Raw genomic sequence first — 25,634 nt, forward strand, 5'->3', positions numbered from 1 at the left:
ATCCATAAAACAGAAAAGGAGCCTGATGGCTCCTTTTCTGTGTAACCCGAGCTACATGTTCGGGTAGTTAGGGCCGCCGGTACCTTCCGGAGCTACCCAGGTGATGTTCTGAGCAGGGTCCTTGATGTCACAGGTTTTACAGTGAACACAGTTTTGACTGTTGATCTGGAAGCGTTGTTCGCCGGACGTTTCCTCTTCGACAATTTCATAGACACCAGCCGGACAGTAACGCTGAGCAGGCTCGTCGTATTTTGGCAGATTATCTTTCAGAGGAATCGATGCGTCCGCCAGTTTCAGGTGGCAAGGCTGGTCTTCTTCATGGTTGGTGTTGGACAGGAACACAGAACTCAGGCGATCAAAGCTGATGACTCCATCCGGTTTTGGGTAATCAATCTTCTTGCTATCAGCGGCTGGTTTCAGGGTTGCATAGTCGGGTGTTTTATCATGCAGGGTAAACGGCAGCTTGCCGCCAAAAATATTCTGGTCGACAAAAGCAAAGCCGGCACCCACAAAATTGCCCCACTTATGCATGGCCGGTCCAAAGTTTCTCTGTGCCTTAAGCTCTTCACCCAGCCAGGAGTTTTCAAAAGCCCGGGCGTAAGAGGTGAGATCTTCACCACCTTCGGAACCAGTGCTGATTGACTTGAAAACTTCTTCAGCCGCCAACATGCCGGACTTCATGGCCGTATGAGAGCCCTTGATTTTGGCACCGTTCATGGTGCCGGCATCACAACCGATCAGAATGCCACCGGCAAAGGTCATTTTTGGCAGCGACTGAGGTCCACCTTTAGCAAGGGCGCGGGCACCGTAAGAAACCCGTTTGCCTCCCTCTAGGAATTTCTTGATGGTTGGGCTCTGTTTATAACGCTGGAACTCTTCAAACGGACTGATGTGGGGGTTGGAGTAACTCAGGTCGGTAATGAGACCCAGAACGACCTGATTGTTTTCAATGTGGTAAAGAAAGCCACCACCGGTTGAGCCGCTTTCAGTCAGAGGCCAGCCAGCGGTGTGCACTACCAGGCCCTGAGAGTGGTTCTCTGGAGCTATATCCCACAACTCCTTGATGCCTATACCGTAATGCTGAGGGTCTTTACCTTCGTCCAGATTAAAACGGCTGATAAGTTCTTTGCCCAGTTGACCACGACAGCCCTCTGAGAAAAGGGTGTATTTGGCGTGCAGTTCCATGCCAGGCATGTAACTGTCTTTTTTCTCGCCATTGGCAGAGATGCCCATGTCACCAGTAGCAACCCCTTTAACACTGCCATCTTCGTTGAACAGAATTTCGTTGGCAGCAAAGCCTGGGAAAACTTCTACACCCATGCTTTCTGCCTGCTCGGCCAGCCAGCGGCAGAGGTTACCCAGGCTGATGATGTAATTGCCTTCGTTGTGCATGGTCTTGGGTACAAAGACCCCCGGCACTTTCAGAGCCTTTTCCTGAGAACTCAACCAGTAGATATCGTCGGATGCGACAGCGGTATTCAGTGGCGCACCTTTTTCTTTCCAGTCAGGAAACAGTTCATGCAGAGCAGTGGGTTCGAATACGGCGCCGGACAGGATGTGTGCTCCTACCTCTGATCCTTTCTCAACGACGCAGACAGAGAGTTCCTGACCCGCTTCCTGTGACAGTTGCATAAGACGACATGCTGCAGACAAACCGGATGGACCAGCGCCCACAATTACCACGTCGAATGGCATAGACTCGCGTTCCAAAATGAATCCCCTCCCTCACCGAGTTATCATATGGTGATTTTCATACACTATTTTTTATCTGATGACGCTTTAACTTTTCCGGTTAAATTTTCCGGCTGCCGTTGTCAGAAGAATCTGCCAGCATGAAAATCAAACAGTTGTTTGAATTTTTTTCTGCATTATACTGTCTCATACGCAAATAACCAGCATTCGCTGAGTCGGAGTCCGTTCGATGCAGAAGAGTGTCAGGTGGCTTTCTGCCAATGAGATGCCTCTGAGGCAGTTTGCAGAATATGCGATAATGCTCGGGCGCTCTAATAAAAGGCACTGGTCAGACAAATTGTTCATAAAACTGCTTGATAATCATCAATCTTGAACATAGGTTTGAACCCTTATTGACGTGCTGTTAGACTGCCCACACAGCAGTGATGTGAAACAATGATAACAATTGATGCTCCGCGCGATGTTTTCGGAGATTTCATGCCCTGCCTCACAACCAAGTATCCAGTCATAGTATAAATAAGGAAGGCTGCGAACCCATGAAAATTCTTGTAGCCGTTAAGAGAGTCATCGACTATAACGTCAAGGTTCGTGTAAAAGCGGACCATAGTGATGTCGATCTGACGAACGTAAAAATGGCCATCAACCCTTTCTGTGAAATTGCTGTTGAAGAAGCGGTGAGACTCAAGGAAAAGGGTGTTGCAAGTGAAATCGTTGTCGTATCTCTCGGTACCAAAGAGAGTCAGGAGCAAATACGCACCGCTCTGGCTCTGGGTGCTGATCGCGGCATTCTGGTAGAAACCGACGAAAAGCCCGGTTCTCTGTCTGTTGCCAAACTGCTGAAAGCCATTGTTGATGAAGAAAAGCCGGATCTGGTGATTCTGGGTAAACAGTCCATCGACAGTGATAACAACCAAACCGGTCAGATGCTGGCGGCACTGTCTGGTCTTCCTCAGGGTACTTTCGCCTCTGAAGTGACTGTAGAAGATGGTAAGGCCTGTGTCACTCGTGAAGTTGATGGTGGTCTGCAGACTGTTTCCCTGTCACTGCCCGCTATCGTGACGACTGACCTGCGCTTGAATGAGCCTCGTTATGCTTCCCTCCCCAACATCATGAAGGCCAAGCGTAAACCTCTGGACGTCAAAACACCTGCAGATCTGGGTGTTGAGGTAACTTCCTCCCTGAACACACTGAAAGTTGAGCCGCCCGCCGAGCGCAGTGCCGGTATCCGTGTGGGCAGTGTTGATGAACTGATCGAAAAACTGAAAACAGAAGCGAAGGTAATCTAATGGCTATTCTCGTAGTTGCAGAACATGATAATGCAGCCTTGGGCGCAGCCACTCTGAATACTGTAGCGGCTGCCCGCCAAATAGGCGATGATGTTCATGTATTAGTCGCCGGGTCCGGATGTGGTTCTGTTGCCGAAGCAGCATCAGCCGTTGAAGGTGTCAACAAGGTTATGGTTGTGGACAACGCCGCCTATGAGCATCAGCTGGCAGAAAATGTCAGTTTGCTGGTTGCTGAGCTGGGCAAAGGCTATAGCCATATTCTGAGTGCTGCCAGCACCGGCGGTAAAAACTATATGCCTCGTGTTGCTGCTCTGCTGGATGTTGATCAGATTTCTGACATTATCCGTGTAGATAATGCTGACACTTTTGCCCGTCCTATCTATGCCGGTAACGCCATCGCAACAGTACAGAGTGGTGCTCCTGTGAAGGTTATCACCGTTCGTGGTACCGGCTTTGATCCTGTCGCCGCTACAGGTGGCAGTGCAGCTGTTGAACAGTTGGATATTGCCCACGATGCAGGTATTTCTTCTTTTGTCAGTGAAGAAATGGCCAAGTCTGATCGCCCTGAGCTGGGTGGTGCCAAAATCGTAGTATCCGGTGGTCGTGGTATGGGTAATGGAGAAAACTTCGAAATCCTGTACAAACTGGCTGACAAGCTGGGTGCTGCCGTAGGAGCTTCTCGTGCTGCGGTGGACGCAGGCTTTGTTCCTAATGACATGCAGGTCGGTCAGACCGGCAAGATTGTTGCTCCCAACCTCTATGTTGCTGTAGGTATTTCCGGTGCGATCCAGCACCTGGCAGGTATGAAAGACTCTAAAGTCATTGTTGCCATCAACAAGGACGAAGAAGCGCCTATCTTCCAGGTAGCCGACTATGGTCTGGTAGCAGATCTGTTTGAAGCTGTACCAGAGCTGGAAGGCAAACTCTGATTTCAGAGTCTGATGTTGCTATCAGGCTGGTAGCATAATAAGCCTGCTGTACGGTATTATTCGTGCACAGGCTTTTTTGGTGGCATTGGAATGATTTACCATCAGGGAAGTAAGAGACGGATTAGGAAAATAACAACTATAAAGATGCAGGTTGGAGTGTTTCATGATTCGCGTACTGATTGCTGACGATCATGATCTGGTGAGAACGGGGCTATCCCGTATGCTTTCTGATGTACAGGAGCTGGTCATTGTCGGAGAGGCCAGCAGTGGGGAAGAAGCCATTGAGAAATGTCGAAGCCTGAAGCCTCAGGTTGTCTTGATGGATGTTCGTATGCCAGGCATTGGTGGTTTGGAAGCCACCCGCAGAATTAATCAGTCATTCCCGGGAATTCAGGTCATTGCTGTCACCGTCTGCAATGATGAGCTTTATCCTGCCAAGCTGATGGAAGCCGGTGCAGCCGGGTACGTGACCAAAGGCATCAGTATCGACGAGATGGTGACCACCATCAAGTCAGTGGTCGTTGGCAAGCGTTGCATTAGCCCTGATATTGCACAGCAAATGGCACTGAAATCGTTACGTCCTTCCTCCGGCTCCCCCTTTGAAAAACTTTCCAGCCGGGAAATGCAGATATGCCTGATGATCGTCAACTGTGAAAAGGTGCAAACTATTTCAGACAAGCTGTGTCTGAGTAGTAAAACGGTGAACAGTTATCGCTACCGTATTTTTGAGAAGCTACAAATAAACAGTGATGTGGAGTTAACTCATCTGGCCATTCGATGTGGCCTGATTGAAGTGGGGCAGGATATTGTTTCTGTCTAATCAGCCGTATGCTCTGAACTAAAGTTTCAGTAGGTCTCTGGGTTAGTTTGTCAGTATACTGTTCGAAATTAATCGACAGTATTAACACTCCATGACAGGCTCAATGGTTCAGGGTGAAGAAAAAGAGCGCTTCGATCACAAGGCTTTTCTAAAACAGGCGCCCAGACAACCGGGTGTCTATGACATGCGGGACAATCTCGGGAATACCCTCTATATCGGTAAGGCGAAAAATCTTAAAAACCGTCTTTCCAGTTACTTTCGTCCTACTGGTCTGACCACCAAAACCATGGCACTGGTCAGCAAGATACACACTATAGAGGTTACCATTACCAACTCCGAGTTGGAGGCTCTGCTGTTGGAGCAAAACCTCATCAAGGACCGGAAGCCGCCTTACAATATCCTTCTCAGAGACGATAAGTCCTATCCCTTTATTTATCTTTCTTTAGAAGATGAATACCCTCGCATTGGCTATCAGAGAGGTCGGAGTAAAAGCAAGAAAGGCTTGTTTTTTGGCCCTTATCCCAGTGGCGGTGCCGTGCGGGAAAGTCTGAATCTACTGCAAAAGGTGTTCAAAGTCAGGCAGTGCGAGAACAGTTATTTTCGCAATAGAAGCCGTCCCTGTCTCCAGCACCAGATTCAACGCTGTAAGGCTCCGTGTGTCAATCTGGTCAGGCCGGAAGAGTATCAGCAAGATGTGCAGGATACTCGTCAGTTTCTGGAAGGAAAGAGTCAACAACTCATCCGTAAACTGATCAAGAGAATGGAGAATGAGGCTGAAGCATTGAGGTTTGAAGAGGCAGCTGAAATTCGGGATCAGATCAGCCAGCTCAGACATGTCCAGGAGCAGCAGTCGGTGAACCGCAGCACCGGCGATGCTGACATAGTCGGTTACAGCAACCAGATGGGTAAGGTCTGTTTTGCGGTACTTATTTTCCGCAATGGTCAGCTATTGGGTCACAAGAGCTATTTTCCGAACTTCAGACTGGATCTTCAGCCGGAAGATCACCTGTCAGAATTTCTGGCCCAATTTTATATCAAGCTCGCCAACAGTCGCAATTTTCCCTCTGAGATTATCCTGCCCATTGCCATGGAGGATTGTCAGGTGCTAGAGCAGGGAATAAGTCAGTTGTCGGGTAAAAGTGTCAAAATCAAGCATCGGGTGAGGGGAGAGCGGCAGGACTGGTTGAAGCTGGCAGAAAAAAATGCACAGATGAGCCTTCAGTCTGAGCTGGCCGGGAAAACTCACCAGCGCAAGCGCACGGAACAATTGGGTAAGCTGCTGAAGCTGAAAGAACCTTTAGCCCGGTTTGAATGTTTTGATATCAGTCATACCATGGGAGAAGCAACTGTTGCCTCCTGTGTTGTTTTTAATCAGGATGGGCCTGATAAAAGCCAGTATCGGCGTTTCGACATAACAGGCATTGAGCCCGGTGATGATTATGCAGCCATGAAGAAAGCCTTACATAAGCGTTATAAAGGCTTGGCTGAGCATCCAGAGAACACACCTGGTCTGATATTGATTGATGGCGGTAAGGGGCAGTTGAGGGTGGCAGAGGAAGTCATGTACGATTTGTCTCTGCAACATATTCCTTTATTGGGTGTCGCTAAAGGAGTTTCCAGAAAACCAGGTCTTGAAACACTCATCTATAAGGGCAGGGAGCTAGCTGCACTGGAACAAGATGGCGCTCTGCTACTGATTCAACATATACGAGACGAGGCACACAGGTTTGCCATTACCGGCCACCGGCAGAAGCGCAGTGTTGCCAGAAAGCGATCAACTCTGGAAGATATTCCGGGCATTGGTGCCAAACGCCGTTCTGCATTGCTCAAGTTCTTCGGAGGGCGTCATGGCGTAATGAATGCACCAGTAGATGAGTTGGCAAAAGTCGAGGGAATCAGTCAGAACCTGGCAGAGCAAATACATGCTCATTTACATGGTTCCTAGGAGGCCGAAATTGACAGGCTTCTGGATTCGGGTTTGTACTCTGTCTCCTGACTGTGTAACTTATGCGGCTGTAAATACTTTCAACGACAGTCTGTCGGGTCTCCATCTGCACCAGACCATTCGAGGTTGTATGGGGGCTCTTATACAAAGATCTCAGCACTGTTTTCACATCATGGTTAGTTATCTGTTGCTATGAATATTCCAAATACTTTGACGATGCTACGCGTTGTTCTGGTTCCTTTTCTGGTCTTGATTTTCTACCTGCCCATTGAGATGCGTTACACCCTTTGTGCAGGCATCTTTGCAGCAGCTGCTGTCACTGACTGGTTTGACGGATATCTTGCCAGGCGCTGGAATCAGACCACACCCTTCGGGGCTTTTTTTGATCCTGTAGCAGACAAAATCATGGTTGCAACAGCGTTGTGTCTGCTGGTCGACGAATTCAGGGCAGCCTGGATGACCATACCCGCTGTTATCATTATTGGTCGGGAAATCGTTATTTCTGCTCTGCGTGAATGGATGGCCGAAATAGGAAAGCGTACCAGTGTGGCGGTGAATATGATCGGAAAATTTAAAACGGCCGGGCAAATGATGGCGATTACCTTGTTACTGCTTGCACCTGCTCCCCTGGAATCCATGATTGGTTATATTGGTTTGGCACTGCTTTACATTTCTGCGATCCTCACACTCTGGTCCATGTACGTATACCTTCATGCGGCATGGCCTGATCTGACACCATTCTCTAGGGCTGAAAGCTAATTCGTTGCTCCAATCTATTGACAGCAGACGAAATATTCTTAAACTACGCAGCATCTTCGACGGAGACGAAGCCCAAACGCTTCAAGCACTGACGAATACAAATGCGGGAATAGCTCGGTAGGTAGAGCACAACCTTGCCAAGGTTGGGGTCGCCTCAGAGTTAAAGAGTGAGTCTCGTTTCCTGCTCCGGACTTTGAAGAAGTCCTAAATTATCTTCATTGCGGGAATAGCTCAGTTGGTAGAGCACAACCTTGCCAAGGTTGGGGTCGCCTCAGAGTTAAAGAGTGAGTCTCGTTTCCTGCTCCGGACTTTGAAGAAGTCCTAAATTATCTTCATTGCGGGAATAGCTCAGTTGGTAGAGCACAACCTTGCCAAGGTTGGGGTCGCCTCAGAGTTAAAGAGTGAGTCTCGTTTCCTGCTCCGGACTTTGAAGAAGTCCTAAATTATCTTCATTGCGGGAATAGCTCAGTTGGTAGAGCACAACCTTGCCAAGGTTGGGGTCGCGAGTTCGAGTCTCGTTTCCCGCTCCAGTTCAATTACAGATAAGTCTGCGAGCTGAGAAAGGTTGGGTTCGTCTATACATGGCAGTGGCGAAACCCGTTCCCGATCCAGTCTCTCAAGAGATAAAAGGCGAGTTAGCAAAGCGGTTATGCAGTGGACTGCAACTCCATTTAGACCGGTTCGACTCCGGTACTCGCCTCCAAATTCAAAAAAACAGGTAACTAGCCTGTTTTTTTTCGGCTTGAATAGATAAGCTATTTATTTAGCCCGGGTGGTGAAATTGGTAGACACAGCAGACTTAAAATCTGCCGATCGTTAAGATCGTGCCGGTTCGATTCCGGCTCCGGGCACCAATCACAAAGGTCATTGTTTATTCAATGGCCTTTTTTTGTGCCTGTTTTAAAGCCTTAGCCCTTGCAAAACGTGCCTTTCGAGCAAAATTGACAATTTTCAAAATTTTTATTTCTCACTATTTTTCACCTCGTTTCACTGTGTTTTTCGTTCAAAAATTACCACTCTTCCACCACTCGATCTACCACTAAAATCTCCTCTGTAGACTTAGTATCAGAGGATGTTCAGTAATGGCGACTTTTGAAAAGCGTAGGCACGGATGGCTTGCCAGAGTGCAAAAACTGGGAGTTCGTGAAAGCAAGACTTTTGACCTGAAAAAAGAGGCTATTGTCTGGGCTGAACAAAGGGAAGAAGAAATAGCGGCCATGGGCAACTCTGAAAGAGAGGTGGCAAAAGTGATAAGGCAGAAGATTACCCTTCGCCAGTGCTTTGAACGATACATCAGGGAAGTGAGTCCCAAGAAAAAAGGCAAAGAGACTGCTCAGCGAGAAGGCAAACGGTTTATGCAGTTTTGCACCAATCCTTCTCACGAACCGCTGGGCAGTTTGATGGATAAGAAAATGTCAAGAATCGAGCCCCATCATATTGCTGAATGGAAACTGAATCGCTTAAACCATGTGACTAATGGTTCGGTGGTCAGGGATAAGAATTTTCTTAGCCATGTATTCAGTACAGCGAGGGAGTGGGGGTATATAGAAGAAACCCCGTTTGGCGGAAAAGTGAAATTCAGTGAGGACGATGACAGCGATCGGCAACGGAGGGTAACTAATCAGGAAATTGAGGAAATGCTGTTTGCTCTGGACGACTGGGATCGCCACAGAAAACCGGAAACAACAAGAGAGACTGTGGCGCTGTTATGGTGTCTCTGCCTTGAAACGGGAATGCGTTTACAAGAAGTGAAATTTCTTGAAGCGACCGAAATCGATCTGAAATCGGGCGTGATCGATTTACCCAGGGAAAAGGTCAAAGAGAAACGTAAAAAGTCAGTAGCCCTTACAGATGAAGCACTGCGGTTAATTCAGTTGGGAAAAACAGAAGAAAAGTTCTGGTTTGGCAGCAACAAACTGAATGTGAGCGCCATTTTCTCAACGGCCAGCCGACAGACGACAATAAAAAATCTCCAGTTCCGGGATTCCAGGCATGAAGCATTAACACGTCTGTCTGAAAAGCTGAAACCCTTTGAGCTGGCTCGTCAGGCAGGGCACAGGGATATAAACCGGACTTTAAAATATTATCGGAAAACAGCAAGGGAGTTCGGGCAAAAGCTTCGTGATTAATTGGCGGCTCGCTTGCGACCTCTCTTTTTGGGGGGCTTCTCAGCTGGATTCTTAGACTGGACGTAGGCATTTTGAGCCCACAAAATCACATCACTGTTTAACCACCGGGGTTTGCTTTTGTGACGCTGACCATCGATAACGATTTCGTTATGTCTCGGAGGAGGGAAACCAGGCTGTTTTACCAGCACGTTACGAGTGTAGTTTATGGAATGATCAAGAAAGCGGGCGATGCTTCTAATAGACCAGAACTCGGTTTCATTGTTCATCTTTCAGTGCCTTTGACAAAGAGCGGAATAGCTCATTATTAGGGTAATGGAGTGAAGATAGGGGATGGGTTCCTGTGATTTTTGTTGCGGTATATTCTCGATCATCGATCCATTGTTGCTCGTTGGCCACTTCGACCAGCCGGTCAACCAACGCTGTGAAGGAGAGTACTCCCTGACGAACCAGCTTGATATTGCCGGGCGGGCGCATCAGAAATAGTGCAGGATAAGAAAGAATGTGCAGTGCATCTGGTGGTGATAATTCAACACGACTATTGGGGAACTCATCAATCATGCCTCCGTCCGTTGATATTGGAATTACTTCAAATCCATAGTTCATTTGTAGCAAGAGAACGGTTTTGGCCTGAACATGACATAAGGGGCAGCTGCTTTTGTAATAAAATACCAGCCCCGCAATTTTAGAGATTTTTTTCAGAACGGATTCTTTGGCTTTGTAGGCAATATCATCTTTCAGCCTTGCCGCTACGGGAGATATAGGGCGTCGGACGTTTTCATCCAGATAAGGATCGCTTTCTATAATTTGCTTACCGACGTGAGCAAATCGCTCGGCTTTGTCTTTCACAATTTTATTCAGATAAAGATAGGCACTAACATTCTTTTTGCTTGGGGCGTCTATTGCCCTGTCGAGATACTGACCGATATTCTTTCTGATCCAGCTGGCAGATAGCTCATATGAAGATACGCGTGTCACTGGTTGGTTTTTAGTTTGCTCTTCTGGTTCAGGTATAGATTCATACCAGAACCAGCCTTCAGAGTGGCGGCTAAACCATTGTTGTTCAGCTGAAGCAGTCACTGAAATTAATCCGACTAATAGCAGAACGAAGGGCATCAGACTTTCTTCTGCCAGTTGGCTGTCCACCATCCCAGACAAATTGCAGTCAGCCAGGCTGCAGCAGGAATTAGTAATACGGGAACCGGCAGAGGGATGATGATTAGATAAAGAAATAAACCCGGAATCCATTTTGATGCCCGTCGGCTCCAGAGGTTTTGCAATGGACTGGTATAGTGAAAATCGTGATAACGGATTTTTCGGATTAAAAGGCCGTCGATAATGGCTGCAATAAACATCACGCCCCAGAATGGCAGGCAAGCCAGCAATACGGAAATTCGATAGAACAGCTGTCGTATCAGACTAAAGAAGTTCTTAGTCACACCCTGAAAGAGCTCCATGGCCTTTGCCAACCCTTCACCCGAGTTTCGATCTGTAGTCGTATGTTCCAAAAGAAAGCGCTGAATACCCGATTTCATAATGGTGGCTGCATATAATTGGTCGCCTGTTCGTATAATCCACACAGCGTTCTCCTGCCCCAGCCTTTGAGCATATTGTTGCTGCTCTTTGTACAGGTACTGGTTCATGTTTTGGTCCGAAAACACCAACCAAAGCAGTATCAGACCGATTCCAAAACACCAGATTGCAACGGGGCTGGTTTGTTTTTGAGAAGTTGTCATAAGAAAGATGGAATCAAAGGTTCAGGGTTTTGGGGAGCAAAGAATCGGGATTCTTCCTTTCAATAAACGTCCTCCGCCCAATCGTGCAACGTATTCCAGATTGGGCAGCTCACCAAGCAGTTGTGGTGGAAACAAGTCTCCGGTTTCTTCCAATTGCTGTTCACTGAGGTTTCCGGTGAATTCCATGGGGCGGTTAGCGTCGGTGCTGATGCCCTGATTACGGATAAAGTAGCGGTAACGAACCGGCGGCAGCTTATCGGTGATAAATTTCTGGGTGTCAGGGTTCTGTGTTCTCAGGCAGATAAGGTGATTGCAGTTGTCTATAAACTGTTGGGCAGCCGCTTTCGAGCCCAACTGAGCTTCAAAATCAGCCAGTGTCTGGGTAGCGACGTATAACCGGAATTGAGCCCCCCGGCCTTTGTTAAGCAGGGACAGAAGTTGAGGGCAAAGCACTTCTGCGGCTTCATCGACAAACAGGTTGATGGGTTTGTCGTTGTTAGCTGCGTAGTTATAACGATCTCCCGCCACGGCTGCCAGGTCTGCCAATAGCAACTGTCCAATAGCTTTGCCAACCATGGGATCAGACAGGGAATCGAGCCCAAAATACATCACCTTGTTTTGCTCAATCAGGCTGGCGGTATGGGTACAGGGGCGCAGGTCGTCTGTATCGGTGGGATCAGGTGATAGCAGTCGGGCCAGTGGGCCTCCTGTCAGCATTCCCAAAGCAGGCAGTAAGGTGGCAATCATTTTTCCATAATGGGCCCGATCATGTTCAAACAGCGAGATTAGTCCTTCCACGTCGGTGCAGGACGATTCAGGCATGACCTTATCCCGATAGAACTCTATCCAGCGTCGTGCCTCAGCTTCGGCTTTATTCTTGCCTTTAACTTCCTTCGCCCGAATGATATCTGCTGCCTGAGCCAGGTGTCGTGTACAGACAATAGTGAGCGCTCTGATTAGCAGTCTGGTGACGCCACCTTCCAGTCCCTGACGAATCATGACAAGGGTCGGGCGCTGACCACAGAGCAGATAGCCCTGAACTACGGCATCAACGGCTTTTTGGGCAAAAGCCTGAAAGGGGGCATTATCACCACCGGAAGGCATCAATCCAGAAATCCGGCTGGCCAGCTCACTGGAACGGTTGAAGTTCTGTAGCAGGTTGATACGAATGGAATTTGCAGGAAAGCCCGGATGGAACTTCATAAACCGGTATTGATTGCCTGACAGCTCGCAACTTCTGAGGGTATGGCTAGCAAGATCATGGTCGCCTTTTGGGTCGACGATAATAACAGGCTCATTGCGTAATACGGCTTGTGTCACCAACAAATCAAAGAGTCGGGTTTTACCGCTGCCCGGGACACCGATCACCATGGTATGCATCTGAGTCTGTTCAAGAGGCTGATATAACGGCTCCTCATGTTCTTCCATACCGTGAATCCAGCCTGCTCCCATGTTTTTTTCTGACTTGGTTGGCAGGTTATCACTTCCTAATAAGTCCCAGGCTCTTTGTCCATGGAGCCGTTGCCATTCAAAGCCCCAGCCTAACCAGACTCCTTGCTTCTGATTCTTTGTTTGCAATGAATGGCATTTTTTTCCCGTTAGCTTTAACAGAGCCAGCTTTTTCCCCTTAAGCCGCCGATGCTGTTGCCATCTTGGCAAAGCCTGTCTCAGCCGAATGAACATCATGGCCCCGCAGAAAGTAGAGGTTAGAACAAAACCAATCTGCGGCAGTAAACTGTAAAACGACAATGTATAGGCTGTAATAATGGCGGAAAACCATACGGCAGAAGAAATCAACTCATAAATGGGTCGCCAGTTTTGCAGATATGGGCGATCACTGATCATGCTGTGTCCCCGTGATGTTTTTTGTTGGTAACCATTGTTTGCACTGTTCGGAAATGACAGGTTGCAGAGCAATGACCAGTCGGCCATTACGTCGAAAAATAATCTGATTCCCAACAGGTCTGATCCAACCTCTCTGGTTCCATTGTTTGAGCAAGATATCTGGTTCTGGAGTTTCCCTGGATTTGACTGCATTAGGCCAAGGCAGCAGAAGGCTGTCTTTCGCCCATTTGATATCCTCTGCGTGGAGGTTACCTATAACCAGCTCGAGCCAAACCAGTTCATCATCTTTTTTTGCTGTTGACTGATTCTCAGTTTTGGATGGTTTCATGATCTGGTTAAGCGCTTCCCCGTTTTCGAAATGCAATTTGATGCTTTTCAGACGCGCCAGCTCAACGGCATCGATGATTTGCGATACGCCATGGCCGCTTTTTTGTCCGGTAAGCGCACCGATAAAAGTCTGCCAGAGAGCACCATTACTGTTGTCGGGTTGCAGGGCATTGCGGAATGCCTGAGGAGTCAGCAGCGGCAAAAGTAACAGATTGATGGCCGTATATTCTGGTCCTAATGGTTTCCTGGGATCGGTATCACACTGTTTCCAATGGGGTGAGTAATGGCTAATGCGGTGTTGTTGCAACCAGCTTCCAAGAGGTTGCTGGAACGCTGGCCATTGCTCTGCTGATTGCTCTGCGGATGATGTTTGAACAACAAGACAAGAGGTCATTCGCCCACTGTCATATAAAAGTCCGGCGATCCCTGCCATTAACCGCCATAGCGGTTCCCTCGCTCTGCGTTGATCTGGATACAAGTCGTGGTCTCTGTGAATCTGTTGCATGGCTGTGACGGACCAGAAGGCCGTTTCCAGAGCATGGCGGATCGCGCCTGCTGGTTCACAGTGGTGCTGAGGATGAGCAGGTAAGAGATGGAGCCAGTTGGTGAGATTATCCAGTGTTTGGTCAAACATGCGCTGCAGGTCTGCTGGCAAATTCAGCTGCTCGTTTAACTGTTCCAAAAGCTTTTGTTGCTGATGCAGGATTGTTCCTGTGCTCACCTGATACCCAGCGCAACCTGAACCTGGTTGTATAGACTGATCAGCTTCTGGAAGATTGATTGGTAATAGGATTTTTTCATCAGCGTGATGCGGGTGTAACCAGTGATCGATAAGGGCTAAAGCCTTTGAGGTGAACATGGTTAAAGCCCGAAAATGGAATTAATAATGGTGGGAGTGACCTGCAATCCGACAGCGGCCCCCACTCCGGTAGCAAAGCCGATTAATGAGTTTCGAGCCATGCCGTAGGCCAGTCCGATCAGGACAAAAGAGATAGACAGTGTTCGCCCCAGGTCTCCCTTGATCCAACCCACCAAACGACCATAAATTTCCGCAAAGTCAGTGGAACCTGTCACATTGACAGGATTGGCCGCCTGCAGCTCCTGTGGCAGTAGAGAAAGAATGATCAGAGGTGCCAGCGACACCATCAGTTTCTGCAGCTTCATAATAAATGGTGGTCTATCAACAAGAAGTACAGGCATGGTCAATGACTCCATTAATCATCAGACGGTGAATAGACGGGAATGGCAGACTGCCAGTCTCTTGGTGCGATATCGGTCATCACAACTCCGCCGCTGTGCCAGTTGCCCTGCTTGTCAACCCAGGGTGCAATCCAGATTTTCAGGATTTGAGCGGGTGTGCGGTTGGGTATCGCTTCGGGCGTTACAAAACGAAGATCGGGTTCTGAATAGTTTTTCGGAGTTGAAGGAAACAGGTTTTCAGCAAACGTTGAACCGGTATCCTGATAGACCTGTCTTGCCGATTTACACACGCCTTTGCCGGGTTCCGGGCAGGCATACTCAGCTTCACCAACACCAAACAGTGAGCAGCCCTGAATAACAGGTACCAGCGAAACCATCAGAAGCAATGCTCTGGTATCGTGTTTAGACATAGAAAAAGCCTCGAAAGATTAGTTTTTCAGACCACGGGTGAGAATCAGGTCCACCTTACGTTCGGCGCTGATTTCAATGACGGGCACCATCTGGTCAGCCAGCTGCAGGTAAAAATCTGCCAGCTTTTCCAATGCTTTGTTACTGCCCTTTATCAGAGAGCTTTGCAGAGCTTGGCTGCCCTTCAAGCCAGACTGAAAAGGAGACTGAATCTGGCCGTTCTGGTTGGGGATTACAGACAAGACTGGGACGGGTTTGGTATCAAAGGCCTCACTGATACCGCTGAGAAAGCCTGCCATAGCCGCCTTGGCCATAACCTGCCCCTGTTTACTGACCAGCCTGCCACGTAATCCGGCTTTGCCATCTTCTCCGGCGATATAACCTTCTAAAGGTCGTTCAATCACTTCTTCCTTGTCGTTGTATTTGAAGATGCACGACAGGGTTTCACTGCGAAGATAAGCCCGCTCGGAACTCAGGTCGCCATAGCCCGATGCCAGAACAAAGCATTCCCTGACGTTAGTGCGATAGCGATTGGGCAAAATGGCAGAAGCTTTGATGCGGATAAGGACAGGATAAGGTTCACGTCTTGCGCCTTGCCCTGTTGGAACATCCAGCCCGGTGATTAACTGGCCGGATAGCAGGCTTCCTGCCGGTAAGCGCAAAAGCTTTGGTTTATCCTCTGGTTTTGAATTTAGGGTGACTGCCTGAGGGTTGGTAGTTCCTAATACCCGGATAGGTCTGGGTGGTTGAGGAGGTGTGTCATAGTAATCAGTTTCGTTGTATTGGGTTACTGGTGATTGACTGTACTGATTCCACTGCAATACATCCGGAACAGGCTCTGGCAACGAAGGTTCAGGAGCAGAGAGTGTGGGTTGAACGGGCTGCTTCAGCTGGCTAATTTCCTGTTGCAACCGCTCCATTTCTTGTTGATGTGCTCCATGCATAGCTTTCTGTTGCTGATGGATGCGTTCCAGATCACCACTGATACGGTTCAGAGTTAACTCTTTGGGTGGCACACCGGTAAAGTCTACAGAGGTGGTAGTTTGCTCCGGGGTTTTGGTAATTCCTGAATCCTGCCGCTTACTGGTCATAAAAATCAGGGTGACCAGAACTGCTGCGGTACCCAACACAATGCCATAACGCTTTATTCCTGGTGTTAAATAATGGTTGATGGTGTTCATTGCTCTGCGATTAGTAGTTCAGCAGGGAAGGGCGCAATATGGGAGCAGATTCATAATCAGGCGTATTCAGAAGAATAAAAAGCTCTCTGCGCTGGCCAGGATGCAGGGTGTTGTTTGGCCACATTGCGACAGCGGCGGTATGGCTGCCCTGGCAATTTTTTTCATGGAATGTAAGCGGCTTTTCGGTGTTATTTCGGGCAGTACCTATCAGAATGCTGAAATGATGCCCCTGAACCTGCTGGCCTTTGGAAAAATCAAACATCAGGCCGTCCTGCTCGCAATGCTGAATATCGGATTGATGCAACATGCTCAGTTCATAACCTTCCGGTATCTGTCCCTTCACCAGCGCAGCAAGCACTTCCGTGATAGCCTGCTGATAGTCCGAGGCTTCTTCAAATCGTTTTGCTAATGCCTTGTTGTGGTTGATTTTTTGCTGCCATGGTTTTGATAGTGACAGTTGGATTTCTTTGGGAGGAACATCCAGTGGTGTTACCAGCAAAGAAAGGGCATGAGACTCATTGTCATGAGGAGTGATATACACGACAAAAGGTTCTTCTTGCTGCGAAGAGAGATAAATCACTGAACCTTCAATCCGAATATCAGCCTGATCAATGGTTCGAATCTGGGGAGCGGAAAAAGGCGTGACAATTCGATTCAGGTGTAGACGACTCAGGGTTATGGGTTGCTGTTGACCCGGTGATACCTGCAGCTTCACTGGCGCAGCTGCCAGAGTCAATGAACAGTAAAAACAGACAACAACAAGCGCTTTGTTCATAGAGGAATCTCTGAATAAAGGAAGGATTACTTGAGATCAGATTCAATCTGAATGACAGCAAGCACAGGGCGATAACGGGTCAGACTGAACTGAAAGGTAAAGGTTTTCTGCCCAGACAGGCGTTGATGGCCCGATGAGAGAGCACTGTTCCCCGTCACTCTGACCTCATGAGTGTTTTCATCAAAGTCAAGCTGCAATGGCTCAAAGCTCAGGGAAACATTGTCTTCCCGTAACTGGTGGAACTGCCGATTCAATATTTCATGGACTTGCCGGTGCAGATTGGGTGAAAGCAGACTTTGCAGCCTGGACTCAACAAACGACAGATTCTGCGGATTGAGATTGCCCAGCAATTCAGCCAGAGACAGTCCCCACCACTCGTAATAGATCTGCGAAGCCTCACCGGAGTGAATGACGATCTGCCCATCCATCAATGGCAAAGTCAGCTCAACAGCCGGTTTGCGACTGAGGCATTGGAAAAGCAGCAGTGCATTCGTCAGCACCAGTACCAGCAACATCAGCCTGTCCACACAGAGCTGCTGCTGCCATTGCTTCAAACGACGCAGATAGTCTTGAATGGTCATTTTCGGGAAGGGTAAAAGACCCTGACATAAGGGTTGGGCAAGGTTCTGGCTTTCACAAAATAAAAACCCAGCCAGTAAAGCCGGTGGCTCAGGTGGCCGTCAGGGTGACGATCCCGGAATCGTCGATAGACACGAATTGCCATCCAGCCCAGAAACATGCCCAGAAGCAGCTGGTCAAACCAGATACCCCAGATCAGACCCACGGCTACGGGGTAGATTTCATCCAGAGACCAGAACAGGAACTGGATGGGGTCGTTGATGGTGCGGGGGATTTCCAATGGTTTATTGTCCTTGCTGGCGTATTGATTCTGTTTTTCGGAATTGATAGTAATTGAGTTCGGATGGGCTGATGTTGTTGTATCGCGCTTCCAGCCTCTTTCGACTGTCCTCCCGGTGCTGGTCGAAATCCAGCCTTGACCCTTTGCCTGTCAGAGTTTCCAGATTCAACTGTTTCAATGTATCGGCATTCAACTCTGGCAGTTTGTTTTGCAATTTTAACAATGCCAGCCACTCGCTAAGGTCAATCTGGCTCCAGTCCACTGAATGCAGAGTTTCAGGCGTTATACCCGAGCAATCGGGATGTTCGGCAGAACCCCATCCAGTGTTCAGCTGCTTCCTGATCTGCATTTGCAGGATGCGGGACAGGGGTGAACTGAAACAGCAATAGCTGTTGTACTCCATGCTGCTCAATCCCAACAATTTGCTTTCCCTGTAACTGCCGACTTTATGGCAGGTTTTCATCTCCCGTTTGGCGGCCAATTCAAATTCTTCGGTATCACATTTGTTGGTGATCTGGATAATCAGTTTGGTCATGGTATAAGCCGTGTAGATCATGGTGACGACGCTGATCGCTGAGGTGATGGCCGGGTTCATAATCAGGGTTTGTTGGCTCAGCTGACCGCCCTGAGAAGCCAGGTTGTCACCAACCGTTTGGAACAGCAGATTGGTGGCATCCTCGCCCAGAATTTTATGGACGACTTCCGCCATCTTTCGCATCAATTGTTGTTGCATATTTCCGAGCATAGATTTCTGAGCTTCCTGCGACAGTTCTCCGGCAATGGGCTTGGCAGTGGCAGCCTGGGTATGAACTTCAGCCGGTGTCGGCCATAGCCTTTCTGTGAGCTTGTCCCAGCTTTTGCCTAAATCGGACCATAGATTCTTTGCAGGCTGACTGAGCTTGTTGATGCCCTCCATCAGTGGTTCCCTCATTTTCTGATAAGACCCGGTCAGCTGATTGGGAAAATTCCCCTGTAGATGGATTGCTGATTGATCAAACAGATAGCCCATCAGCAGCAGGTTCATATAGCCGGCAAAATTCACATGGGTAGGTAGATTGCAGCAGTCCACTATATTGAAAATGCCTTGTTTGCAGGTGCAGGGCTTGCCGCTGAATATCCTGCAACCACTCCCGTCCTGATTGCACTGTATATCGTGCGCCATATGTTTTGCGGCATGGAGACCGCTGACGGCACTGGCAAAGTCAGTGTTATCCGCATCGGAAATATTGGCCTGACACTCGCCTAACATGCACTGCATGGGTTCACCTTCGCAGTGAATACTTTCCTCGATACCGATGCGATTTACGTGGCCTTTGTAGCCACAGTCATAACGATCCTGTCGGGTATAACAGATGCCGGACTTTTCCCCTAAACAACGGCTGTCCAGATACTCACAGTGAGGGTTATTGGCATAGTGAGCACAGTGATCCGGCGGAGATTGTGATGATCTCGTTTTGTAGTAGAAACAGTCGACTTCAGCCTTGGCCATTTTACAGTCCGAAGGTAATTCTGGAGACAGTGAAGAGAACAGAGGGACGGTTTTGCCGTGAACGGTATATTCAGCTGCGGGCAGTCGTTCAAGGCAGTGAAACGACAGCTTGCATAGACCATCGTTATGCCACTGCTGCATATTGGCCAGCAGCTCTTGTTGTGCCAACGTCCCCCAATGGTCTGATGAAACCAGCTGACCAAGATCAAAATACAGACGGACCAAGGCAAAGCCTTCCCCTTTATCACCGACGAAGGTTCTTAACCGAAAGGATATATCGGGTACTCCGGACTGAATGACTTCCCTGGCAAGGCTGACTTCCTGGTTCAGGTAATAGTTTTTATCCCGGTCACACCGGCCACCGGATTCTGGCGGAAAATCTGGGTTGCTTTGCCAGAGCTTATGATCATTCAGCCAGAGTTGAATGCGGTCATCCCAACGGGCATCGACCAGTTTGACTCGATTGAGGGCTTCGGGTTTCAGCAGTTGCACCGTCAGTGACTCTTCCTTAATACAGCAGCGGCAACGGTAGTAGTTGTCAGCACTGCGGCTGAAGCCCAACCGGATTTCCAGGCAACCTTCTGTGTCTGAACCACTGTCGCAGGCTTTTAGACCGGAGATACTGCTGCCGCGTATATGTTTCAAAAAAGGCTGGACAGTCAGGTGACGATTGAGTGTCAGGCTGTGATCTTTAACCAGAACCCGGCTGCACTCCCTGATGTCCGGGCTGTGTACCTGACGGTCTTGTTTCAGTACCAGTGTTCTTTGGTAGTCACAGCCTCTGAAGTGTCGACGTAGTCGTGCGATCGTGGCACTCATTTCGCTCTGCCCATCTAAAGAGTTGTCGTATATGGGATTGCCATTAGCATCTGTAGGCCAGTGCTTCTGTTTAGACCAGGTGTTGGGGTGCTGCAGGGCCTTAATACTTTGCTCTACAGGGTGGAGAATCGTGTGTTCGTTGGCATCGGGGTAATATCGATCCGGTGACTGGTTCAATAGGCGCCATGCTTCACCTACCGGGGATTGTTCAGTTTCCAGTTGTTGCGCCCGCTGTTCACCAAAAGATTGTAAGCCATCGAAATCTTCATTTTGATAATAACTTTCCAACTTCCGACGGTGAGTAGTGTCTGAAGGTTTTTCCATCATCAGGTTTGGTAGCTGGTTGGAAACAGGTTGAGGGTTTCTTGTAATAGCTTCAGATTGCTGGTTAATCTGATGGAGCCAGGTTGAGCGGGTATGCTGCTCAAATGTGCGAATGGCTTCCTGAGTGGTTTCTGCCATTGCCGTGTGAAAGCAGAAAGCTAACAACCGACCCAGTAGGTTGTAGCAGGCACGTATTGTCATTGACTGACGGTCTGGCAACAATCCCGATATTGCCAAAGCAGATACATAGCGTCGTCTTTAGCCAATGGGTGACGATGCATTCCCCATGTTGCGGCTGAAGCTCCTATCCAGTGTGCTTTCTGCTTTTCCGGCTCAGGCCAGAACATGCTCATTTTGTACTGGCTTTTGGGGAGCCAGGGAGTGATCCGGCTCTGGCACTGGGCCTCTTCTCCTATGGTTTTTCTGCCAAGACCAATCCGGTGAATTTTGGCTAGAGCACGTGTTGCCAGCAGACTGGTGTTATCGGCAAAGTGACCGAAGGTGCTGGTAAAACCGGATAGAGGATAAAGGGAACCCCAGCTACCAGCGCACCAGTGTAGATTATCCATAGGTTGTGAATTCAAAGCGGCTAGGCCATCAGCTGTACAGGCATTCATGGCAGCAGGATCGGCATAAGCGGCCAGCTCGGGAGAGAGCAGGGCGGCCAGCTCCGGGTGATTCCACGACGGGTCTACTTCTGACAAATTCAGCAGGTCAAAATCCACCAGATCACTGGTACAGCCGCCAATACCGGTATACATATTCAGCATTTCAATCAGTGGCAGGCTGTAAACGTGAGCGTGGAGATAGGTTAAGCCTTTGGGAATATTGGCAGAACCCAGTGTTCCCCAACGACGATGGTCAACCATATGTAGCTTGTGACCACCCAATGCCATCAGGCAGCCGGGACTGCGGGTTAGTTCAATCAGCTTTTGAGGTCGCCAGAAGCCGGTAGTCACGCCAGGGTGAAACATGCCCGTACTGTCTTCGCAGAAGCATGACCCCGTACTGGTGTTAGCTCTGTCATCAGGCTCTTTGCCCGAACCCAGTTTTGCCAGTCCGATACGAATGGGAAACAGCTCTTTCCAAGGTACAGAATTAATCAGCTTCTCTGACAGAATCGGTACGTTCTGGCACAGGGCTTTTGATGGGTTGTCTGTGGTTTCCTGAGCAGAGGCAGATTGTGCTGACATGGAAATCAAAGTTCTTGCCCATGACACCACATCAATGGCAGAAAACTGTGATACTGCTGCTGTTATCACTCGCCAGTGATTCAGGTTTTCTGGTGTCATTAATGCGGGCAAGGTAGTCAGTTGAAAGCGATGAATCAGCTCCGGGGGCATGATGTAAATTGGATGTTCATGCCAGAGACTGGATGGTTTTTGAAGCTGTTGCAGTGATCCACTGGATACCAAAATCAGGGCATCAGGATATTGCTGTAACCATGGAATCACCGCCTTCAATTGCTGACGATCATTGATATCCACGGCAATCATAGGTGTGCGCCAGTGACCGGGTATTTTCACAACTTTGCTGGATGCCTCTTGGCTGGTTGGGAGCTTAGCTCCGAAAGAAAGGGTTTTAGCTTGCAACCGTTTCTGCGCTTTTTCTTGAAGGGCTTGCCAGTTCTGTTGTTTGAGCCGCAGCAACAAATGCTCCAATAAATCCGGTTCGCTGACAGGAAGTATTGAGCCATAGGCTCCAATATTGCCACGTCTGCCAGCACGGTACTGGCGCATCATCCATTCAGGTGAGGTAACACCAAAAGCGGTCAGTTCATTATTGCCGTTAACGACAACAGTTATTGCGGGTACATGATTTATATTCTGTTCCCGAAACAAAACAGGGTTGATTTGAATCTCCTTCCCGAGACCGGCCTGCCTTATCCGGTATTGCCAGCGACTGATACTATGAGTCAGATTGGTATCTTTGGCTCCCATTCCTCGCACGATGATATTGAAGTTGTGAAGAGATGCTGTCTCCCGCAGTAACTCAATCAGAGTCACCTCACCCAGAGCTTCAGATACAAACAGATTAATGGTGAGGTTAGAAGACAGTGCTGTATTGGCTGGCAATAGCAGAATAATCACCAGCCAGAAGGGCGAGAGAATCATACGTTTTTAAGTTCATCAATCCGCAGGCGAACCTCAGGGCGGGTTAAGTAATGCCAGACCGCTCGTGTTGCCAACGTATCGGACAAAGCACGATGCGCTTCGCCTTCCCATTTGTGCAGCACATACTGACTGGCTTTGTTGAGATTCTGCCATTTGTAATTGCCATGCCAGGCACTCCATTCACCGAAGTGTTGGGCAAACAGCAGCATGCAGCACTGTACAATTTTCGCTGCTCCAAGTTCTGTGCCCAGATATTGGCTGTCGTACGCCCTGTTGTAGATTACCACTTCCTGATTCTGAAACAGCGTCTGGATTGTAGTCCGAAGCTCATCATAAGTCGGAGCATGGGCCACTGCTTTCGGACTGACTCCGTGAATCGCCTGGGCTTCTGGCCAGCAATCATGATGTGTTGGTCTGACCAGTGTATTCAGGAGAGCTTCACCATCATCATTGACAATAGCTATCTCAACAATCTCGTCTTGTGGGCTAAGGCCGGTAGTTTCAGTGTCAACGTAGATAGTCATACAGCATTCCTGTCTTTCAGTACCTGCATAATGGCATCACTCAGAGAAAGTCCCAGAGATCGATAAGTCCGGATCGCACTTTCATCTTCAGGGTGACTGGAATAGAGTAGCTTTTTAAAGGGATTCAGAATCAAACGGCCAATTCCAGAGCCCTGTTCTGTGAGCACCAGTGCTTCTGAATATTTGCCTTCAACGGTATGGACGGTTTTCAGCAGTTTGTAACCTTCTGGTGATAAGGGTAAGCGTTGCTGTTTTTCTAATTCATTGATAGTGGACAGCTGTTGCTTGAGCAGAAATTGAGTGGCACTGTTATCCATCGCGGCCCGCCCTGCAGCGGTTTCATAAAAGTCTTCAATCCGCTGTGCCGCCATCAGGTTGGCACCATTAAATCGTCGAAAACGGCGGAAACCATGTTCGATGAATAGGGCAGCTCCCTGAGTATCCCGCATCAGGCTCCAGGCTTCGTCAATCACCACCAACTTCCGGCGGCTGACATCACCAAAGTACATAATCTGCTGGATCAGGTAGATTAGCTCCAGAATCACCACTCGTTGCAAGTGCTTGCGATTGTCCAGATGCCGAAGTTCAAGCACGGTAAAAGACTGATTGATATCCAGCGTATTGTCTCCACAGAAAAAACGACCATATTCACCTTTGGAAGTGAAGGCTCCAAGCTGCACGGCCAGGTCGGTGATACGTTCATCCGGATGTTGCTGTAATCGCTCCTGTAACAGATCAATACAGCTGTCCGTACCTTCCCCTTCCCAGAGTTCCCGAATTTGTTCACGTAAACCGGCTTCCTGATATGGGGTTAAAGGCTCTCGTGGAGACACCATGGCAATGATCAGTGCCAGCAGAATATCGCCTTCCTCTTCATAGTCATGGACCAGAGCGAACGGGTTCATACCGATCTCACTGCCCTGATCAAAGTCCAGAAACAATCCATCAAAATGCTGGCACAGCTTTTTATAACCCTCGCCAATATCCAGTGCCCAGCATTGCCCACCCCGAATCAGAATATTGCTGATGACTTCATTGACCAGCACGGTTTTCCCTGCGCCGGAAGTAGCTGCAATAATGGCGTTGTAGTTGCTGTTGGACTCAAACAACGACAGGTTCATCAGCTGCCCACGACGGGATACCAGGTTCAATAACGCCTCCTGATGCCCTGACCAGTCATCAAATAACGGCAGCAGTGGAACGGCGTGACGGGTTGCCAGGGTCTTCTCATGCATGGCAATGGTCTGAGTGCTTTTCTGGACATTGCCGGGCAAGGTGTTGAGAAACATCGGGAGCATGAAATACACGTCTTCATAAAGCATAAACCCCAGTTCACGGAAGTAGCTGCAGGCATTGGACGACAACCGGCTGGCTTCTTTGTTGGAACTACAATAAAGCACCAGGGTAAATGTCAGCTTCAGGGGGGCATCGCCCTTGTTAAGTGCTTCAAACAGCACATCAAAATCTTTCTTGCGCTCCATAAGCCTTGGTTCAAAACGGGTAATAGGGCTGGAGGCTTGCTGTATGGCAATACGCTGTTTGTTGTTCAGTGAAGATTGCAGCTGGTTGATTGACGGGAAGTGAAGCAGTACATGAATGTGGGCGTAACACTTGATACCCCGGTTGCCATTCTGGCTGTCACCCAGGTAATTAAATGCCTGACCCAGTGGTGCATAGGCTGGGAGCTTTTTTGCAACCAGTACTTTAACGACTCTGGATTTATGTCCGGAGCCCAGCTCTATCTGATGTGGTGACACAGCCAGAGGTGTATCTGGATCGAACACCTGCCGGTTAAGAGGTCGTTCTGAATCCACACGGGCACCTTCCATTGCCCAGTGGCCGTATTCATGATGATTGGTAAGGACCATGTTTAGGCGAAGCCAGTCATGTTGAGTCATAGTGATAGACAACAGCCCGGCTGTTTCAATGCCTCCCTGGAAGGAAGATTTGAGTTGCCTGACTTTCAGTAAATCATCTTCATTAGGTGAGAGCTCGCGAATGGGAACCTTGATCGTGAACCATAAAATCCCATGCCTTAGCATTTGTTCATTGGTTACCGGTTCATGAATGCCTGCTTGCAACTGCTGAATATTCTGTTTCAGCATGGCTTTGAAACGAGGTTCAGTTTGATCCCTGGCCAGCATCAGTTGGCGAATGGTGTTCATCACGTCGGGGCTGGAAATCAAGCCGCACTGGAGTAGTGTGTCGTTGGGCCAGTCCTGGTTGAGTAATCCGTTCAGACGGTCATCCAGTCCACTGTCCAGACCGCTCAGAGGCAGGCTGAGAAATCCGAAAAACAGATGTTTATCGTCGCATAAGAAAACCTGACTTTCAGGATCGTAAGCACGGGTCGTCAGTAGTGAATCTGTATACTGGGGTTCTATAGGTATCGTTGTATTGGGGTTTTCAAACATTCGGCATTTCCCGGCTGATTTTGAACTATGTTGATGAACGAAACTGAAAACTCAGTAGGGAG

22 protein-coding genes and 6 tRNA genes are annotated in these 25,634 nt (G+C 48.7%); 12 read left to right on the plus strand and 16 right to left on the minus strand.

Annotated elements, in window-relative coordinates:
• Positions 1-51: 51 nt before the first annotated feature.
• Positions 52-1,710, minus strand: a complete 1,659-nt coding sequence (locus ACO6V5_RS06020; protein ID WP_422441826.1) for an electron transfer flavoprotein-ubiquinone oxidoreductase — start codon at positions 1,708-1,710, stop codon at positions 52-54.
• 518 nt (positions 1,711-2,228) lie between these two features.
• Here ACO6V5_RS06020 and ACO6V5_RS06025 point away from each other — a divergent pair.
• The 12 genes from ACO6V5_RS06025 (at position 2,229) to ACO6V5_RS06080 (ending at position 9,560) form a co-directional block, all read left to right on the plus strand.
• Complete coding sequence (locus tag ACO6V5_RS06025; RefSeq protein WP_422411999.1) at positions 2,229-2,978, plus strand: electron transfer flavoprotein subunit beta/FixA family protein; 750 nt, start codon at positions 2,229-2,231, stop codon at positions 2,976-2,978.
• Complete coding sequence (locus ACO6V5_RS06030; RefSeq protein ID WP_422411997.1) at positions 2,978-3,907, plus strand: electron transfer flavoprotein subunit alpha/FixB family protein; 930 nt, start codon at positions 2,978-2,980, stop codon at positions 3,905-3,907. Before ACO6V5_RS06025 ends, ACO6V5_RS06030 begins: the two co-directional genes overlap by 1 nt.
• A gap of 163 nt (positions 3,908-4,070) precedes the next feature.
• The gene (uvrY, locus tag ACO6V5_RS06035; RefSeq protein WP_422133868.1) at positions 4,071-4,727 is read left to right on the plus strand and encodes a UvrY/SirA/GacA family response regulator transcription factor; all 657 of its coding nucleotides are present in this window, start codon (positions 4,071-4,073) and stop codon (positions 4,725-4,727) included.
• A gap of 91 nt (positions 4,728-4,818) precedes the next feature.
• A complete protein-coding gene (uvrC, locus tag ACO6V5_RS06040; protein ID WP_422411995.1) occupies positions 4,819-6,672 on the plus strand; it encodes an excinuclease ABC subunit UvrC in 1,854 nt (617 codons plus the stop codon).
• A 192-nt stretch (positions 6,673-6,864) separates the two neighbouring features.
• Positions 6,865-7,431, plus strand: a complete 567-nt coding sequence (pgsA, locus tag ACO6V5_RS06045; protein WP_422133866.1) for a CDP-diacylglycerol--glycerol-3-phosphate 3-phosphatidyltransferase — start codon at positions 6,865-6,867, stop codon at positions 7,429-7,431.
• A 103-nt stretch (positions 7,432-7,534) separates the two neighbouring features.
• Positions 7,535-7,617: transfer RNA gene (locus ACO6V5_RS06050), tRNA-Gly, on the plus strand.
• Positions 7,618-7,651: 34 nt separating this feature from the next.
• Positions 7,652-7,734 (plus strand) — tRNA-Gly (locus ACO6V5_RS06055).
• Between the two features lie 34 nt (positions 7,735-7,768).
• Positions 7,769-7,851 (plus strand) — tRNA-Gly (locus ACO6V5_RS06060).
• Between the two features lie 34 nt (positions 7,852-7,885).
• Positions 7,886-7,961 (plus strand) — tRNA-Gly (locus ACO6V5_RS06065).
• A 99-nt stretch (positions 7,962-8,060) separates the two neighbouring features.
• Positions 8,061-8,134: transfer RNA gene (locus ACO6V5_RS06070), tRNA-Cys, on the plus strand.
• A 63-nt stretch (positions 8,135-8,197) separates the two neighbouring features.
• A tRNA-Leu gene (locus tag ACO6V5_RS06075) sits at positions 8,198-8,285 on the plus strand.
• A 228-nt stretch (positions 8,286-8,513) separates the two neighbouring features.
• Complete coding sequence (locus tag ACO6V5_RS06080) at positions 8,514-9,560, plus strand: tyrosine-type recombinase/integrase (RefSeq protein ID WP_422413586.1); 1,047 nt, start codon at positions 8,514-8,516, stop codon at positions 9,558-9,560.
• On the opposite strand, the gene ACO6V5_RS06085 is transcribed toward ACO6V5_RS06080, so the two are convergent.
• The 15 genes from ACO6V5_RS06085 to traC form a co-directional block, all read right to left on the minus strand.
• Positions 9,557-9,826, minus strand: a complete 270-nt coding sequence (locus ACO6V5_RS06085) for a hypothetical protein (protein ID WP_422413584.1) — start codon at positions 9,824-9,826, stop codon at positions 9,557-9,559. The genes ACO6V5_RS06080 and ACO6V5_RS06085 overlap by 4 nt on opposite strands.
• On the minus strand, positions 9,816-10,637 hold the full coding sequence (traF, locus tag ACO6V5_RS06090; RefSeq protein WP_422413582.1) for a conjugal transfer protein TraF: 822 nt from the start codon (positions 10,635-10,637) through the stop codon (positions 9,816-9,818). The genes ACO6V5_RS06085 and traF overlap by 11 nt, the downstream gene beginning before the upstream one ends.
• A gap of 35 nt (positions 10,638-10,672) precedes the next feature.
• Positions 10,673-11,200, minus strand: a complete 528-nt coding sequence (locus tag ACO6V5_RS06095; protein WP_422413580.1) for a DUF4400 domain-containing protein — start codon at positions 11,198-11,200, stop codon at positions 10,673-10,675.
• 114 nt (positions 11,201-11,314) lie between these two features.
• Entirely contained in the window at positions 11,315-13,138 is a 1,824-nt protein-coding gene (gene traD, locus ACO6V5_RS06100) for a conjugative transfer system coupling protein TraD (protein ID WP_422413578.1), read from the minus strand.
• Entirely contained in the window at positions 13,128-14,186 is a 1,059-nt protein-coding gene (locus ACO6V5_RS06105) for a TraI domain-containing protein (protein ID WP_422413576.1), read from the minus strand. Before ACO6V5_RS06105 ends, traD begins: the two co-directional genes overlap by 11 nt.
• A 140-nt stretch (positions 14,187-14,326) precedes the next feature.
• Positions 14,327-14,665, minus strand: a complete 339-nt coding sequence (traA, locus tag ACO6V5_RS06110) for a TraA family conjugative transfer protein (protein WP_422413574.1) — start codon at positions 14,663-14,665, stop codon at positions 14,327-14,329.
• Positions 14,666-14,679: 14 nt separating this feature from the next.
• A complete protein-coding gene (locus tag ACO6V5_RS06115) occupies positions 14,680-15,075 on the minus strand; it encodes a TraV family lipoprotein (protein ID WP_422413572.1) in 396 nt (131 codons plus the stop codon).
• Between the two features lie 18 nt (positions 15,076-15,093).
• Positions 15,094-16,254, minus strand: coding sequence for a TraB/VirB10 family protein (locus ACO6V5_RS06120; protein ID WP_422413570.1), 1,161 nt, complete (start codon positions 16,252-16,254; stop codon positions 15,094-15,096).
• A gap of 10 nt (positions 16,255-16,264) precedes the next feature.
• The gene (locus ACO6V5_RS06125) at positions 16,265-17,029 is read right to left on the minus strand and encodes a hypothetical protein (RefSeq protein WP_422413568.1); all 765 of its coding nucleotides are present in this window, start codon (positions 17,027-17,029) and stop codon (positions 16,265-16,267) included.
• 26 nt (positions 17,030-17,055) lie between these two features.
• On the minus strand, positions 17,056-17,610 hold the full coding sequence (locus ACO6V5_RS06130) for a TraE/TraK family type IV conjugative transfer system protein (protein ID WP_422441825.1): 555 nt from the start codon (positions 17,608-17,610) through the stop codon (positions 17,056-17,058).
• Complete coding sequence (traL, locus tag ACO6V5_RS06135; RefSeq protein ID WP_252180164.1) at positions 17,607-17,888, minus strand: type IV conjugative transfer system protein TraL; 282 nt, start codon at positions 17,886-17,888, stop codon at positions 17,607-17,609. The genes ACO6V5_RS06130 and traL overlap by 4 nt, the downstream gene beginning before the upstream one ends.
• Positions 17,889-17,892: 4 nt before the next feature.
• The gene (gene traN, locus ACO6V5_RS06140; protein ID WP_422410222.1) at positions 17,893-20,721 is read right to left on the minus strand and encodes a conjugal transfer protein TraN; all 2,829 of its coding nucleotides are present in this window, start codon (positions 20,719-20,721) and stop codon (positions 17,893-17,895) included.
• Entirely contained in the window at positions 20,718-22,634 is a 1,917-nt protein-coding gene (locus ACO6V5_RS06145) for a TrbC family F-type conjugative pilus assembly protein (RefSeq protein ID WP_422410220.1), read from the minus strand. The genes traN and ACO6V5_RS06145 overlap by 4 nt, the downstream gene beginning before the upstream one ends.
• Positions 22,631-23,158 carry an exonuclease domain-containing protein gene (locus ACO6V5_RS06150; RefSeq protein WP_422410218.1) on the minus strand — a complete coding sequence of 176 codons (528 nt, stop codon included), beginning with the start codon at positions 23,156-23,158 and terminating at the stop codon, positions 22,631-22,633. The genes ACO6V5_RS06145 and ACO6V5_RS06150 overlap by 4 nt, the downstream gene beginning before the upstream one ends.
• Positions 23,155-25,572 (minus strand): type IV secretion system protein TraC, encoded by a 2,418-nt coding sequence (gene traC, locus ACO6V5_RS06155; protein WP_422410216.1) that lies wholly within the window; start codon positions 25,570-25,572, stop codon positions 23,155-23,157. The genes ACO6V5_RS06150 and traC overlap by 4 nt, the downstream gene beginning before the upstream one ends.
• Positions 25,573-25,634 lie beyond the last annotated feature (62 nt).

This window comes from Endozoicomonas sp. ALD068 (genome assembly GCF_049310145.1).
GTDB lineage: Bacteria > Pseudomonadota > Gammaproteobacteria > Pseudomonadales > Endozoicomonadaceae > Endozoicomonas_A.

Excerpts from the sequence above, each read along its gene's own strand:
- traA (WP_422413574.1), bottom strand. The coding sequence starts at position 14,665 with ATGCCTGTACTTCTTGTTGATAGACCACCATTTATTATGAAGCTGCAG.
- ACO6V5_RS06080 (WP_422413586.1), top strand. The coding sequence starts at position 8,514 with ATGGCGACTTTTGAAAAGCGTAGGCACGGATGGCTTGCCAGAGTGCAA.
- ACO6V5_RS06125 (WP_422413568.1), bottom strand. The coding sequence starts at position 17,029 with ATGAACAAAGCGCTTGTTGTTGTCTGTTTTTACTGTTCATTGACTCTG.
- ACO6V5_RS06150 (WP_422410218.1), bottom strand. The coding sequence starts at position 23,158 with ATGACTATCTACGTTGACACTGAAACTACCGGCCTTAGCCCACAAGAC.
- ACO6V5_RS06095 (WP_422413580.1), bottom strand. The coding sequence starts at position 11,200 with ATGAACCAGTACCTGTACAAAGAGCAGCAACAATATGCTCAAAGGCTG.
- ACO6V5_RS06145 (WP_422410220.1), bottom strand. The coding sequence starts at position 22,634 with ATGATTCTCTCGCCCTTCTGGCTGGTGATTATTCTGCTATTGCCAGCC.
- uvrY (WP_422133868.1), top strand. The coding sequence starts at position 4,071 with ATGATTCGCGTACTGATTGCTGACGATCATGATCTGGTGAGAACGGGG.
- traC (WP_422410216.1), bottom strand. The coding sequence starts at position 25,572 with ATGTTTGAAAACCCCAATACAACGATACCTATAGAACCCCAGTATACA.
- traN (WP_422410222.1), bottom strand. The coding sequence starts at position 20,721 with ATGACAATACGTGCCTGCTACAACCTACTGGGTCGGTTGTTAGCTTTC.
- uvrC (WP_422411995.1), top strand. The coding sequence starts at position 4,819 with ATGACAGGCTCAATGGTTCAGGGTGAAGAAAAAGAGCGCTTCGATCAC.
- ACO6V5_RS06030 (WP_422411997.1), top strand. The coding sequence starts at position 2,978 with ATGGCTATTCTCGTAGTTGCAGAACATGATAATGCAGCCTTGGGCGCA.
- ACO6V5_RS06120 (WP_422413570.1), bottom strand. The coding sequence starts at position 16,254 with ATGAACACCATCAACCATTATTTAACACCAGGAATAAAGCGTTATGGC.
- ACO6V5_RS06115 (WP_422413572.1), bottom strand. The coding sequence starts at position 15,075 with ATGTCTAAACACGATACCAGAGCATTGCTTCTGATGGTTTCGCTGGTA.
- ACO6V5_RS06025 (WP_422411999.1), top strand. The coding sequence starts at position 2,229 with ATGAAAATTCTTGTAGCCGTTAAGAGAGTCATCGACTATAACGTCAAG.
- ACO6V5_RS06085 (WP_422413584.1), bottom strand. The coding sequence starts at position 9,826 with ATGAACAATGAAACCGAGTTCTGGTCTATTAGAAGCATCGCCCGCTTT.
- ACO6V5_RS06130 (WP_422441825.1), bottom strand. The coding sequence starts at position 17,610 with ATGACCATTCAAGACTATCTGCGTCGTTTGAAGCAATGGCAGCAGCAG.
- pgsA (WP_422133866.1), top strand. The coding sequence starts at position 6,865 with ATGAATATTCCAAATACTTTGACGATGCTACGCGTTGTTCTGGTTCCT.
- traD (WP_422413578.1), bottom strand. The coding sequence starts at position 13,138 with ATGATCAGTGATCGCCCATATCTGCAAAACTGGCGACCCATTTATGAG.